The 12,283-nt window shown below is 72.0% G+C and carries 13 protein-coding genes; 5 read left to right on the top strand and 8 right to left on the bottom strand.

Translation table 11 applies throughout. The annotated features are described in order from the left end of the window. Positions 1 to 45: 45 nt before the first annotated feature. Entirely contained in the window at positions 46 to 468 is a 423-nt protein-coding gene (locus IGS69_RS28305) for an acyl-CoA thioesterase (RefSeq protein WP_190903309.1), read from the top strand. On the opposite strand, the gene IGS69_RS28300 is transcribed toward IGS69_RS28305, so the two are convergent. From IGS69_RS28300 to IGS69_RS28265, 8 genes are all read right to left on the bottom strand, one after another. Beyond that, complete coding sequence (locus tag IGS69_RS28300; RefSeq protein ID WP_190903308.1) at positions 465 to 2,096, bottom strand: serine/threonine-protein kinase; 1,632 nt, start codon at positions 2,094 to 2,096, stop codon at positions 465 to 467. The two genes, IGS69_RS28305 and IGS69_RS28300, sit on opposite strands and share 4 nt — an antisense overlap. Before the next feature lie 81 nt (positions 2,097 to 2,177). Then, complete coding sequence (locus tag IGS69_RS28295) at positions 2,178 to 3,566, bottom strand: nucleobase:cation symporter-2 family protein (RefSeq protein WP_190903307.1); 1,389 nt, start codon at positions 3,564 to 3,566, stop codon at positions 2,178 to 2,180. A 260-nt stretch (positions 3,567 to 3,826) separates the two neighbouring features. After that, positions 3,827 to 5,206 (bottom strand): 8-oxoguanine deaminase, encoded by a 1,380-nt coding sequence (locus IGS69_RS28290; RefSeq protein ID WP_190903306.1) that lies wholly within the window; start codon positions 5,204 to 5,206, stop codon positions 3,827 to 3,829. Between the two features lie 108 nt (positions 5,207 to 5,314). Continuing rightward, the gene (gene pucL / locus IGS69_RS28285) at positions 5,315 to 6,247 is read right to left on the bottom strand and encodes a factor-independent urate hydroxylase (protein WP_190903305.1); all 933 of its coding nucleotides are present in this window, start codon (positions 6,245 to 6,247) and stop codon (positions 5,315 to 5,317) included. Positions 6,248 to 6,251: 4 nt separating this feature from the next. After that, on the bottom strand, positions 6,252 to 6,656 hold the full coding sequence (uraH, locus tag IGS69_RS28280) for a hydroxyisourate hydrolase (RefSeq protein ID WP_190903304.1): 405 nt from the start codon (positions 6,654 to 6,656) through the stop codon (positions 6,252 to 6,254). Between the two features lie 15 nt (positions 6,657 to 6,671). Then, positions 6,672 to 7,181, bottom strand: a complete 510-nt coding sequence (gene uraD, locus IGS69_RS28275) for a 2-oxo-4-hydroxy-4-carboxy-5-ureidoimidazoline decarboxylase (RefSeq protein WP_190903303.1) — start codon at positions 7,179 to 7,181, stop codon at positions 6,672 to 6,674. 154 nt (positions 7,182 to 7,335) lie between these two features. Further along, the gene (locus IGS69_RS28270; RefSeq protein WP_190903302.1) at positions 7,336 to 7,704 is read right to left on the bottom strand and encodes a helix-turn-helix domain-containing protein; all 369 of its coding nucleotides are present in this window, start codon (positions 7,702 to 7,704) and stop codon (positions 7,336 to 7,338) included. Continuing rightward, positions 7,701 to 7,952: a hypothetical protein gene (locus IGS69_RS28265; RefSeq protein ID WP_190903301.1), complete on the bottom strand. Its 252-nt coding sequence runs from the start codon at positions 7,950 to 7,952 to the stop codon at positions 7,701 to 7,703. The genes IGS69_RS28270 and IGS69_RS28265 overlap by 4 nt, the downstream gene beginning before the upstream one ends. Positions 7,953 to 8,231: 279 nt before the next feature. Between IGS69_RS28265 and IGS69_RS28260 the strand changes: the two genes are divergently transcribed. The 4 genes from IGS69_RS28260 (at position 8,232) to IGS69_RS28245 (ending at position 12,280) form a co-directional block, all read left to right on the top strand. Beyond that, positions 8,232 to 9,248, top strand: a complete 1,017-nt coding sequence (locus IGS69_RS28260) for a lytic transglycosylase domain-containing protein (RefSeq protein WP_190904672.1) — start codon at positions 8,232 to 8,234, stop codon at positions 9,246 to 9,248. Positions 9,249 to 9,303: 55 nt separating this feature from the next. Continuing rightward, a complete protein-coding gene (locus tag IGS69_RS28255; protein ID WP_190903300.1) occupies positions 9,304 to 10,419 on the top strand; it encodes an RNA polymerase sigma factor in 1,116 nt (371 codons plus the stop codon). A gap of 146 nt (positions 10,420 to 10,565) precedes the next feature. Beyond that, complete coding sequence (locus IGS69_RS28250) at positions 10,566 to 11,513, top strand: ABC transporter ATP-binding protein (RefSeq protein ID WP_190903299.1); 948 nt, start codon at positions 10,566 to 10,568, stop codon at positions 11,511 to 11,513. Further along, positions 11,510 to 12,280 carry an MlaE family ABC transporter permease gene (locus tag IGS69_RS28245; RefSeq protein ID WP_031107738.1) on the top strand — a complete coding sequence of 257 codons (771 nt, stop codon included), beginning with the start codon at positions 11,510 to 11,512 and terminating at the stop codon, positions 12,278 to 12,280. The genes IGS69_RS28250 and IGS69_RS28245 overlap by 4 nt, the downstream gene beginning before the upstream one ends. Positions 12,281 to 12,283 lie beyond the last annotated feature (3 nt).

The raw sequence follows: 12,283 nt of genomic DNA, 5'->3' as shown, positions 1-12,283 counted from the left end.
ATCGGTGGATCGTTGCAGAGTGCACGAGAGTCCGAAGGGGAAGCCGTGAGCGAGCCGTTTTCCGTCCCTGTGACCGTCCGTGGATACGAGACCGACGTCCAGGGGCACCTCAACCAGGCGGTGTACCTGAACTACGCGGAGCACGCCCGCTGGTCGCTGCTCCACGCCGCCGGGATCAGCCAGTCCGCGCTCATCGGCAGCGGCGTGGGTCCGGTCGCCCTGGAGACGACCATCCGCTACAAACGCGAGCTGCTCGCGGGCGACGAGGTCGAGGTGACCTGCGCTTTCGAATGGGACGGCGGCAAGACGTTCCGGATCCAGCAGAGCGTCCTCAAGGCCGACGGCACCGTCGCCGCCGAGATCACGGCGGTCGGCGGCATCCTGGACCTCGAGAAGCGCAGACTCGTCCCCGACCCCGCCGAGGTCTTCAAGAAGCTGGCGACCGACCCGGGCATGTTCGGGCTCTAGGCGGCGTCCCGCCAGATCGTCATGTCCACGGTGAGGGTGGCGAGTTCGGGCAGTGCGGTCTGCTTCGTCTGGAGCACGAGCAGGGCGATGTCGCCGTTGGAGTGCTTGACGCAGATCTCGCTGCCGGCGGCTGCGCCGGCCAGGGTCCAGCGGTGGCGGTCGGCACTGGCGAGCATCAGCCGGCACTCGTCGAGGGTCGCCCCCGACTTGCCGAAGAGCTGGAGGAACACGCTGGTGTCGCTCTCCACCGCGCAGCCGACGTCCTTGCAGTCGAAGCGGATGTCCCCCTTGCGGTCGTCACGCATGAACGGCTCATGGAAGCTCAGCGAAGTCTCCGGTGTCAGCATCAGGGGCGCGTGGGTCTCGACCTGCGGTGACGCGGACTTCGCCGGGGAGGGCACGGACGCCTCGGGTGTCCCGCCGCCGCTTCCCGCCGCCCCGGCACGGCTCTCGGACTCCTGCGTCGACGAGGCCGACCCCGAGGACCGCCCGGACTCCTGCGGGCCCGGTGTCGACGGCGCGCCCGCCACCCAGTCGCGGAACCTGATCCCCGCGTCCTGAACCGTCCACAACAAGCCGCCCAGCGCGACGGCCCCCGCCGTCACCGCCGCGGCCGTGATCAGGGCGGTACGCCGTCTTCGCGCCCGTCGCTCCCCCGGCCCGCCCGGCAGCGACTGGGGCTGGGTGACGACCAGCGGCTGCGGCAGCACCCGGGTGGGGGTGGGCAGCGGAGACGGGACCGCGACCTCCGGTCCCAAGACGTCCCGCCAGACGGCCGGACCGGCCCCCGCGTCGGCGTCCGCGCCCAGCCGCTGCCCGCACCAGTCGACGATCTCGGCCGGGGTGGCCCGCTCCTCCGGGGCGGCGGCCAGGCAGCGGGCGAACAGGGGGCGGAGCTGCTCGGGCAGCAGCGAAAGGTCGGGGTCGTCGTGCACGATCCGGTACAGCACGCCGATCGCGGAGCCGTCCCCGTACAGCGGCCGGCCCAGGGCCGCGAACGCCGCCGTCTGCCCCAGCGCGAAGACGTCGGTCGCCGCCGTGACCTCACCCGCGGTCGCCTGCTCGGGAGCCATGAAGTGGGGTGTGCCGACGGTGACACCGGTGGCGGTGTGCGACGTGAAGTCGGCGGCCAGCGAGATGCCGAAGTCGATCACGCGCGGACCGTCGGCGGCGAGCAGCACGTTGGACGGTTTGAGGTCCCGGTGCACGATGCCGACGGCGTGAATGGCCTGGAGCGCCTCGGCCACCCCGGCCATCAGCTGCAGCACCGCGGGGACCGGCAGCGGTCCGCGCCGGGCTACGGCGTCGGTCAGGGAGGGGCCGGGCACGTACAGCGTGGCGGACCAGGGCGGCGTGCCGTCCGCGTCGGCGTCGATCAGCTCGGCGGTGTAGGCGCCCCTGACCCGCCGGGCCGCGTCCACCTCCCGGCGGAACCGGCGCCGGAAGTCCGGGTCGTCGGCCAGTTCCGGCCGCACCACCTTGATCGCCACCGGCCGGCCGCCGTGCGTGTGCGACAGGTAGACCCGGCCCATGCCGCCCGCGCCGAGCCGGGCGGCGAGCCGGTATCCGGCCACCGTGGGAGGGTCGTCCCCCTGCAGTGGCTGGAACACCTCGGTCGCGTGGTTCATCGGCCCGTCTCCCCCTCGTCCCCTGATCCCCCGGTCAACAAGGAGTTGACCGGGGCAGAAGCCTAAGCGGAGTCCGTGGGGTCAGGGCGCGGCCGGGGCCTTGGGGGTGTTCGTGAGCTCCTCGCCCGCCTCCATCGGGTGGGTCACGTCGTGGGCGTCCCGGTCGCCCCGGCCCAGGTGGTTGAAGACCAGGTTGAGCAGGACCGCGGCCACACAGCCCGTCGAGATGCCGGAGTCCAGGACGATCCTCGCCGTCTCCGGGAAGGCGTGGTAGAACTCCGGCGCCGTGATGGGGATGATGCCGACGGCCAGGGAGACGGCCACGATCAGGACGTTGTTGTCCTTGTCCAGGGCGGCCCGGACGAGGGTCTGGATGCCGCTGGCGGCGACCGAGCCGAACAGGACCACGCCCGCCCCGCCGAGCACCGGGCGCGGTACGACGGCGATCAGTGAGGCCGCCATCGGGCACAGGCCCATCAGCACCAGGAAGCCGCCGCCCGCGGCGACGACGTACCGGCTGCGGATCTTCGTCATGGCGACCAGGCCGATGTTCTGTGCGAAGGCGCTGCACATGAAGCCGTTGAAGAGGGGGCTGACCGCCGAGCCGAGGGTGTCGGCGCGCAGGCCGGCCGCGATGGTCCTCTCGTCGGCCGGGCGCTCGACGATCTCGCCCAGCGCCAGCATGTCGGCGGTCGACTCGGTCATCGACACCACCATCACCACGCACATCGAGATGATCGCGGCGAGCTGGAACTGCGGGGCGCCGAAGTGGAACGGGGTGGGGAAGCCGATGACAGCCGCGTCCGTGACGGGGCCGAAGTCCGTGGCGCCGAACGGGATCGCGATGAGCGTGCCGATCACGAGGCCGAGCAGCACGGCGATCTGCTTGACGAAGCCGGTGGTGAAGCGGCGCAGCAGCAGCACGATCAGCAGGGTGATCGCGGCGAGTCCCAGGCTGGTCGCCGAGCCGTAGTCGTGCGCCGTCGGGTCGGGGCCCTGGGCCCAGCCGAAGGCGACCGGGAGCAGCGATATGCCGATCAGGGTGATGACCGTGCCGGTGACCACGGGCGGGAAGAAGCGGATCGCCTTGCAGAAGACGGGGGCGGCCAGGAAGCCCAGGAGTCCGGCGACGATGACCGCGCCGAAGATGATGGGCAGGGCGTCGGACTTGTCCTCGGTGGAGGCGACGATCGCGGTCATCGGGGCGACACCGGCGAAGGTGACGCCGTTGACGAACGGCAGCCGGGCGCCGATCTTCCAGATGCCGAGGGTCTGCAGGAGGGTGGCGAGGCCCGCGGTGAACAGGCAGGCGCCGGTGAGGAAGGTCAGGTCGGTGGCGTCGAGGCCGATGGCCGCGCCGACGATCAGGGGCGGGGCGACGACGCCCGCGTACATGGCGGCCACGTGCTGAAGGCCGGTCGTCGCCATCTTGAGCGCGGGGAGTTTTTCGTCAACGGGGTGGTCGGCCACGGCGGCGTCCCTCCGGTCGGTTACACGGCTGTGCCCGGGGGCCGCCGTGGGTGTCAGGGAGGTGGTGCGGGTGGGCTGGGTACCTCCCCGCTCGAGCGAAGCCGGGAGCTTGGGGGAGGGACCGGATGTGCGGTGGACGGTTGTGGCCGTTCCGGGGCGCGCGCGTCTGCGCGCACCCCGGAGACGACCGCCGTGGTCCCCGCTCGGGTCCACGGCCACCGGCCGGGAGCCGTCCCTCCCGGCCGGAGTCATCCGGGTGTTCAGGCCTCGGCGGCGATCTTCGCCAGGCGCTGGGCCTCGTCCCGCGTGGCGCGGGCGATGGCGTCCTCGTCGGCCGTGAGCAGCCGTCCGTCCTCGACGATCTGCCGGCCGTTCACGAAGGAGGCGGTGACCGGGGCGGCCGCGCCGAAGACCAGGGCGGTCACCGGGTCGGCGATGGAGGCGTGGGCGAGCGTGTCCAGCTTCCACAGCACGAGGTCGGCGAGCTTGCCGGGCTCCAGGGAGCCGGTCTCGGCGGCCCGGCCGAGCACCTGGGCGCCGCCGTACGTGCCGAGCCGCAGGGCCTGACGGGCGTTCAGGGCGGCTTCCCTGTGGGCGCCGAGGCGGTTGATGAGGAGGGCGTTGCGCAGCTCGGTGTGGAGTTCGCCGGACTCGTTGGAGGCGGTGCCGTCGACGCCGAGGCCGACGGGGACGCCGGCCGCGAGCATGTCGGGGACGCGGGCGATGCCGGCGGCGAGGCGGGCGTTGGAGGACGGGCAGTGCGCGACGCCGGTGCGGGACCGGGCGAAGGCGGCGATGTCGGAGTCGTTCATATGGACGCAGTGCGCCATCCACACGTCCTCGCCGAGCCAGCCGGTGGACTCGAAGTAGTCGGTCGGGCCCATGCCGAACAGTTCGTGGCAGAACTTCTCCTCCTCCACGGTCTCCGAGCCGTGGGTGTGCAGCCGGACGCCGAGACGGCGGGCCAACTGGGCGCCGTCGCGCAGCAGTTCGGTGGAGACGGAGAAGGGCGAGCAGGGCGCGACGGCGATCTGCGTCATGGCGTCGAAGGAGGAGTCATGGTGCCGGCGCACGGTCTCCTCGGTGGCGGCCAGCGCCCCGTCCAGGGTCTCGACGGCGAAGTCCGGGGGCAGGCCGCCGTCCTTCTCGCTGCGGTCCATGGAGCCCCGGGCGAGGGTGAAGCGCACGCCCATGTCGCGGGCGGCGCCGATGATCGCGCCGGAGAGGTCGCCGGAGCCCTGCGGGAAGACGTAGTGGTGGTCCATGGCGGTGGTGACGCCGCCGCGGGCCATCATCGCGAGCGAGCCCTGGGCCGCCGCGCGGACCATCGGTTCGTCGATACGCGCCCAGACCGGGTACAGCGCGACGAGCCAGTTGAAGAGGTTGTGGTCGGTGGCCAGGCCCCGGGTGATCCACTGGTAGAAGTGGTGGTGGGTGTTGATCAGGCCGGGGGTCACGAGGTGGCCGGAGGCGTCGATGCGGCGTGCCACGTTCTCCAGGCCGTCGGGGGCCCTGCCCGCGCCGAGCGACTCGATGCGGTTGCCGGCGAGGACGACGTGCCCGGAGGCGTACTCGGTGTCGTGTCCGTCGACGGTCGCGATCGCGCAGTTCTCGATGACGATGCGCCGGTCTGCTGCCATGGTTCGTCCTTTGCGCTGTGGTGGAGAGGGCACGGCAGGACCCCGGAAGTTTTGAGTGCCGTGGCCGGGAGAAGGGTTCCCCGGCCACGGGTGCCGAAAGAGGGAACCTCAGAGGTTGGTGAGGTCCACGGGGATCTTCGCCTCGCAGCCGTCCCTGAGGACCGTCGCCTCGATCAGGCCGTAGGGGCGGTCGGCGGCGAAGTACACAGCACCTTCTTCGGTGGCGTTCTTCAGCCCGAACGGCTCCAGGTCCACCAGGAAGTGGTGCTTGTTCGGGAGGGAGAAGCGGACCTCGTCGATCTCGCTGCGGTTGTCGATGATCCGCGCACCCATCTGGTACAGGGTCTGCTGAAGGGAGAGCGAGTAGGTCTCGGCGAAGGCCTGGAGCATGTGCTTCTTCACCTGCTCGTAGGACGTCTCCCAGTCGGGCATGTGCTGTTCGTCGTCGGTCCAGCTGAACCGCCAGCGGCCGGAGACCTCGGTGGCCAGGATGCGGTCGTAGGCCTCCTTGAGGGTCGTGTACCTGTCCTTGACGTAGCCCCAGAACTCGGAGTTGGTCGAGTTCATCACGACGAGGTCCTTCAGGCCCGAGACGACCTCCCAGCGCTCACCGTCGTAGGTGATCTGGGTGAGCCGCGTCTCCTGGCCCTTGCGGACGAAGGAGTGCTTGACCTCGCCGGCGCCGGTGGACCGCGCGTCGGCGTCGGAGGCCTCGATCCGCTCCCAGGCGTACTCCTCGATGCGGATCCGGGCCGTCTTGATCGGCTCCTGCGAGGTCACGAAGTGCCGGGCGAGGTGGATGCCGAACTGCTCGGCGGACTCGATGCCGTGCTCCTTGGCGAACGCGTACACCGTGTTCTTGGTGGTGTCGGTCGGCAGGACGTGGGCGTTCGAGCCGGAGTAGTGGACCTCTTCCATGTCGCCGGAGAGCGCGACCGAGACGTTGAGGTCCTTGATGTGGTGGGTGGCGCCGTCCCGCGTGATCTTTACGACTCGGTTCTCGGCCTTGCCGTACTGGTTCTGTCCCAGGATCGTGGGCATGTAGCTAGCTCCCTCTGTATACGGAGTAGCCGAACGGGTTGAGCAGCAGCGGTACGTGGTAGTGCTCGCCCGGCACGACGGCGAACGTGATCGCCACCTCCGGGAAGAACACACCGGCACCGCTGTCCCGATTCGCGGGGGCGTCCTGCTGCGCATCGGCTCGCTGGTTCGCGGATTTCTCGAAGTACGGCTCGACGGCGAAGTCGAGCCGTACGTGGGTGGTGCCCTCCGGCGGTGCCGGGAGGTCCTTGCACCGGCCGTCCGCGTCGGTGGCCGAGCCGCCGAGCGCCTGCCAGTCCGCCGTGCGCCCGGCGCGGGCGGAGAGCTGGACGGCGACGCCCCCGGCGGGGCGGCCGACGCTGGTGTCCAGGATGTGCGTGGACACGGATGCGGTGGTGCTGGTGCTCATGGTCGGGCGTCCTCTTCAGTCGTCTTCGACGAGGCGGGCGAGCCGGATGCGGTTGATCTTCCCCAGTTCGGTGCGGACGATCTCCCGCTCCCGCTCCGGTGTGTTGCCGATCCGTTCCCTGACCGCGTCGCGCATCTGCTCGCCGGTCCGGCCGGTGGCGCAGATCAGGAAGACATGGCCGAACCTCTCCTGGTAGGCGAGGTTCAGCTCCAGCATCTCCGCCTTGAGCGCGTCGGAGGCGCCGGCCATGCCGCGCTGCTCCCGGGCCGAGGTGGGGTCACCGGGCTTCGGGCGGCCGATGGGCGGGTGGCCGGCCATCGCCTCGTCGAGGTCCGCGGCCGTCAGCTCCGCCATGGCGGCGTCGCTCGCGGCGTACAGGTCCTCGGCGGTGGCGTAGGGGCGGGTGGCCAGCAGGCGTTCCGCCCACGCCGTGGAGGCGCACGCCTCGTGGAGCGCGCTGTGGGCCGCGTGCTCCTCGAGAGTGTTGAACCGGGCCAGGCCCGGCGGCGTGGAAGTGGAAGTCACGGGAGCCTCCGTGGCCGGATTCGGCCTTCGTGCTGAACGGGCGTGCCGACAGCTAACGCCCTCCCGCGACCGCACGTCAACAGTTTGTTGAAAATTCGGTGGCGCGAAACCGGACCGGTGCGGCGAGGTGGGTCAGGGGGCCATCAGAAGCCCCCTAGGCCCCCTTCTCGCGGTTGAGGTAGTTGTAGACGGTGAAGCGGCTGACGCCCAGGGCGCTCGCCACGGTCTCCACGCCGTGCCGTACGGAGAAGGCGCCACGCGCCTCGAGTATCCGTACGACCTCCTGCTTGGCCCTGCGGTCCAGATCGGCCAGCGGCATGCCCTTGCGGCGCTCCATGGCGGCCAGGATGTGATCGAGGGAGTCGGCGAGCTGGGGCAGCCGTACGGCGACCGCGTCCCGGCCCGCCCAGGCCAGGACGACATCGTCGGGGCCGGCCTCGTCGGGCGGGATCAGCTCGCCGCCCATGGCGTCGACCAGGGGCTTGACGGCCGCGATGAACGGCTCGTCCCCCGCGCCGCTCACGCCTCTTCCTCCTCGACCACGTTGACCTGGAGCGAGACCCGGGTGGCACCGGCCTCCAGGGCCTTGCGGAGCAGGGCGTCCACGGCGGTGAGCACCACGTCGGCACCGCCCTGCGCGGTGTTGCCGAACGGGCCCACGTCCACGGCGTCCAGCTCGGCGGCCTCGATGACCTCCCGGGCCACCAGGGCGTGCGCGGGCGCCTCGTCGAGGTCGAAGGGCTCGGTCGTGAACTCCACTTTCAGTCGCACTGTGCCCCCATGCATCGGCTCCGACCCACGCCTGCCGTCAGGTCCGCGCTCGGGACCGCAACGCCCCGGCCGCTTGGGGAGACCTTAACGGACACGGTTGCGGACCTCCCCTGCTCGGCGGGACCCGTTCCGTGCGACGGATGTGCCGCCCCGCCGCGTAGAGCAGAGGACGGATTCCACACAGGGAACGGATCCACACAGGGAGGGGAACGCGAGGTGCGCACATTCAGAGGAGCGGTTCTCAGGGGTGCCGGAGGTACGGCGATCGCGGCGGCGGCCATGGCCGCGCTGACCGCGTCGCAGGCGCCGGGGGCGCTCCCGGCCCGGGCGGCGGAGCCCGCGCGTCAGACGACACCCGCCGCGCACGGGGCGAGCGTGTCCGGCGACACCCCCTACCGGACCGAGCTGCCGCCGCTGCGGACGGGGCAGCGGAAGGAGGGCGCCGGGCCGGTGACGGGCGGCGATGCCCTCCCGGCGAGCGTGTTCGCCGCGTACCGGCACGCCGAGCGGGAGCTGGCGCGCACCACGCCCGGCTGCGGACTGCGGTGGCAGCTGCTCGCCGCGATCGGTCAGGTGGAGTCCGGGCAGGCGCGCGGCGGCCGGGTGACGGAGGACGGCACGACCGTCACGCCGATCCTCGGCCCCCGGCTGAACGGCGGCCCCTTCGCCGTCATCCGCGACACCGACCACGGGGCGTACGACGGGGACACGGCCTACGACCGCGCGGTGGGCCCGATGCAGTTCATCCCGTCCACCTGGACCCGCTGGGGTGCCGACGGCAACGGCGACGGCCGGGCCGACCCGAACAACGTCTTCGACGCCGCGCTCGCCGCGGGCCGCTATCTGTGCGCCGGGGGCCGGAACCTGTCCGACCCGGCCGATCTGGACCGGGCGATCCTCGGCTACAACCACTCGCGGGCGTATCTGCGCACGGTCAGGGCCTGGTACGCGCACTTCCTGGAAGGGCACCGAGTGGTGCCGGACGGCGGCGCCGGAGCCCCGGGCCGACCGGAGCCGGCGCGCCCGGGCACGCCGGAGCCCGCCACGCCGGAACCCTCCGGGCGCCCGGGTGCGTCCCCCTCCCCTACGCCCGCCGCGCGGCCCGCCTCGCCCTCCCCCGCGCCGTCCCGTCCGGCAGGCGGTGCCGGGAAGTCGGAGCAGCCGCCCCTCCCCGTGCCCGATCCGGACGTGCGGCTGCCCGAGGACGAGGTGCTGCCCGGCGACGCTCCGCTGACCAGCAACGGTGAGGACACGATGGGAGCCGCCCCCTCCACAACCGTGGCTACCGGGGGGTAATGTCGCCAGCCGCCGGACGGCACAGGAACCGGCGGGTGAGCGTGGAGGGGCCCTCATGGCGACGGACATGCCTGCTGAGGCGGAGGCGGCCATGGCCGCCCGGACACAGGAGGCCCACGACCGCTGGCAGCGTATGTGGAGCCACCGCGAGCAGCTGCTCAAGGTGGCCCGGCGGCGGTCGATGAGCCTGGAGGACGCCGAGGACGCCGTGCACGAGGCGATGCTGCGCGCCGCGGAGCGCCCGGACCTCGACGACGAGCGCCTCGGCGCCTGGCTGACCACCGTGACCATGAGGCTGTGCGTCGACCGGTACCGCCAGGTCAACCGTGAGGCCGAGGTGCGCACCAGCCCCACGCTCGTCGCGCCGGGTCCGGCGCCCGTCGAGGAGGTCGTGTGCGACCGGGCCGAGGCCAGGTGGCTGGCGGTGCGCAGCGGGGACCTGCCCGCCCGCCAGGCGGAGGCGCTCCGGCTGAAGTCCGAGGACCTGGACGTCGGCCAGGTCGCCGTGCGGATGGGACTGAGCTACCGCACCGTCGAGTCGTTGCTGGCCCGGGCCCGGCGCACGCTGCGCGCCTCGCTGGCCGGGACGCTGGGGGTCGTGCTGTACCTGATCGGGCGCGGGCGGCCACACGGGGGCGGCAAGGCACACGCGGTGGCCGTCGCCTCCACGGCCGCGACCCTGGCGGTCGCGGGGTTCGTCCTGCCGTACGCGCTCGACGGGAGCGGGGGCGGCCCCGCGGCGAAGCCCTCCGTGTCGGGGCCCCCGGAGGCGCTCGGGCCCGACGGCGACGGCCAGTTGGGCACTCCCGGATCTCCCGGGTCGTCGTCCGCGCCGGCGGTGCCCGGTGGGCGGGGGGCGGAGTCTTCCGCCGACGGTCCGCTGCTGCCGCTGTCCGTGCCGTCCCTGCCAGAGGCTTCGGTGCCCCCGCTTCCGGCGCTGCCGGCCCCCGAGGTCCCGCCGGTGCCGGACGTGCCGAAGGTGCCGGAGCTGCCCGAGCTCTCCGGCGTGACCGGAACACCGGGCCTCCCGGACGTGACCGAGGTTCCGGACGGGCCGGACGTCCCGGTCGAGTCCGCCGTCCCGTCGGCCGGGCCGACTCCGCGGACCCCCTCGGTTCTGTACACACCCGCCGTACCGAGCACCGTCCCCACCACGCCCGCGCTCCCGTAGAACCGCAGGTCGGGCCGCCCGTGCGGCGGCCCTCCGCCCGGACCGCGAAACCCGTTCGAAAAAAACCAGCCCCGGTCGCGACGGACGCTCCGCCCCTCCCCGTAGAGCAGGTGTCGGAGCTGCTCCACGGCTGAAGGGTGAACCGGATGGGTGTCGAGATCTGCGTGGAAGGGCTGACCAAGTCCTTCGGCCACCAGGTCATCTGGCAGGACGTCTCGCTGACGCTGCCCGCCGGGGAGGTCTCGGTCATGCTCGGCCCCTCGGGCACGGGCAAATCGGTGTTCCTCAAGACGCTCGTCGGCCTGCTGAAGCCGGAGCGGGGCTCGATCACGATCCAGGGCCGGGACATCACGCGACTTCGCGAACACGACCTGTACGAGGTGCGGAAGCTGTTCGGGGTGCTGTTCCAGGACGGCGCGCTGTTCGGCTCGATGAACCTCTACGACAACATCGCCTTCCCGCTGCGCGAGCACACCCGCAAGTCCGAGAGCGACATCAGGCGGATCGTGCTCGAGAAGATGGACATGGTCGGCCTGATCGGCGCCGAGGAGAAGCTGCCCGGCGAGATCTCCGGCGGCATGCGCAAACGGGCCGGGCTGGCGCGCGCCCTGGTGCTCGATCCGGAGGTCATCCTCTTCGACGAGCCGGACTCGGGGCTCGACCCCGTGCGGGTGGCCTATCTGAACCAGCTGATCGTCGACCTCAACGCGCAGATCGACGCGACGTTCCTGATCGTCACGCACGACATCGCCTCGGCCCGCCAGGTGCCCGACAACATCGGGCTGCTGTTCCGGCGCGAGCTGGTCATGTTCGGCCCCCGGGAGAAGCTGCTGGCCAGCGACGAGCCGGTCGTACGGCAGTTTCTGAACGGCCGGATGCAGGGGCCGATCGGGATGGCCGAGGAGAAGGACGCCGCCCAGGTGGAGCAGGAGCTCGCACAGCTCGGCGCCGGCGCCCGCGCCGAGCCTCCCGGCGGCCGGGAACCGACTCCCCGCCTGCTGCCGGGGCCGGGCATCGCCCGCCCGCCCCGCTGGGAGGCGATCGCCCGACGCGAGGCCGAGCCGCACCGCCGCAGGGAGGTGGCGGACGCATGAGCCTGTCGCCCACCGGGGCCCTGCGGCACTCCGGCAGCCTGTTCGCGATGGCGCTGGACGTCCTGCGCACGATGCCCCGCCGCCCTTTCCAGCTACGGGAGTTCATCCAGCAGGCGTGGTTCATCGCGAGCGTCACGATCCTTCCCACCGCGCTCGTGTCCATCCCCTTCGGCGCGGTCATCGCGCTGCAGATCGGCAGCCTGACCCGGCAGCTCGGCGCCCAGTCCTTCGCCGGTGCCGCCTCGGTGCTCGCGGTCCTGCGGGAGGCCTCCCCGATCGTCACCGCGCTGCTGATCGCGGGCGCCGGCGGCACCGCCATCTGCGCGGACCTGGGGGCGCGCAAGATCCGCGAGGAGATCGACGCGATGCAGGTGCTGGGCATCGACCCGATCCACCGCCTCGTCGTCCCGCGGGTGCTGGCGTCGATGGTGGTCGCCCTGCTGCTCAACGGCCTGGTCTCGGTGGTCGGCGTCGCGGGCGGCTACTTCTTCAACGTGGTCCTCCAGAACGGCACGCCCGGCGCGTACCTGGCGTCCTTCACCACCCTCGCCCAGCTCTCCGACCTGTGGGCGGCCGAGCTGAAGGCGCTGGTGTTCGGGGCGATCGCCGCGATCGTCGCCTCGTACAAGGGACTGACCGCCAAGGGCGGGCCCAAAGGCGTGGGGGACGCGGTGAACCAGTCGGTGGTGATCACCTTCATGTTGCTGTTCGTGACGAACTTCGTGATGACCGCGGTGTACTTCCAGGTCGTCCCCCAGAGGGGTTAGCCG

Source organism: Streptomyces tuirus (assembly GCF_014701095.1).
Lineage (GTDB): Bacteria > Actinomycetota > Actinomycetes > Streptomycetales > Streptomycetaceae > Streptomyces > Streptomyces tuirus.
The sequence above is the reverse complement of the archived record's forward strand: the minus strand, read 5'-3'. Positions and strand labels throughout refer to the sequence as shown.

Coding starts and splice junctions, on each gene's coding strand:
- IGS69_RS28300 (WP_190903308.1), bottom strand. CDS start 2,096: ATGAACCACGCGACCGAGGTGTTCCAGCCACTGCAGGGGGACGACCCT.
- IGS69_RS28290 (WP_190903306.1), bottom strand. CDS start 5,206: ATGGCAGCAGACCGGCGCATCGTCATCGAGAACTGCGCGATCGCGACC.
- pucL (WP_190903305.1), bottom strand. CDS start 6,247: ATGCCCACGATCCTGGGACAGAACCAGTACGGCAAGGCCGAGAACCGA.
- uraH (WP_190903304.1), bottom strand. CDS start 6,656: ATGAGCACCAGCACCACCGCATCCGTGTCCACGCACATCCTGGACACC.
- IGS69_RS28260 (WP_190904672.1), top strand. CDS start 8,232: ATGGCCGCGCTGACCGCGTCGCAGGCGCCGGGGGCGCTCCCGGCCCGG.
- IGS69_RS28255 (WP_190903300.1), top strand. CDS start 9,304: ATGGCGACGGACATGCCTGCTGAGGCGGAGGCGGCCATGGCCGCCCGG.
- IGS69_RS28250 (WP_190903299.1), top strand. CDS start 10,566: ATGGGTGTCGAGATCTGCGTGGAAGGGCTGACCAAGTCCTTCGGCCAC.
- IGS69_RS28245 (WP_031107738.1), top strand. CDS start 11,510: ATGAGCCTGTCGCCCACCGGGGCCCTGCGGCACTCCGGCAGCCTGTTC.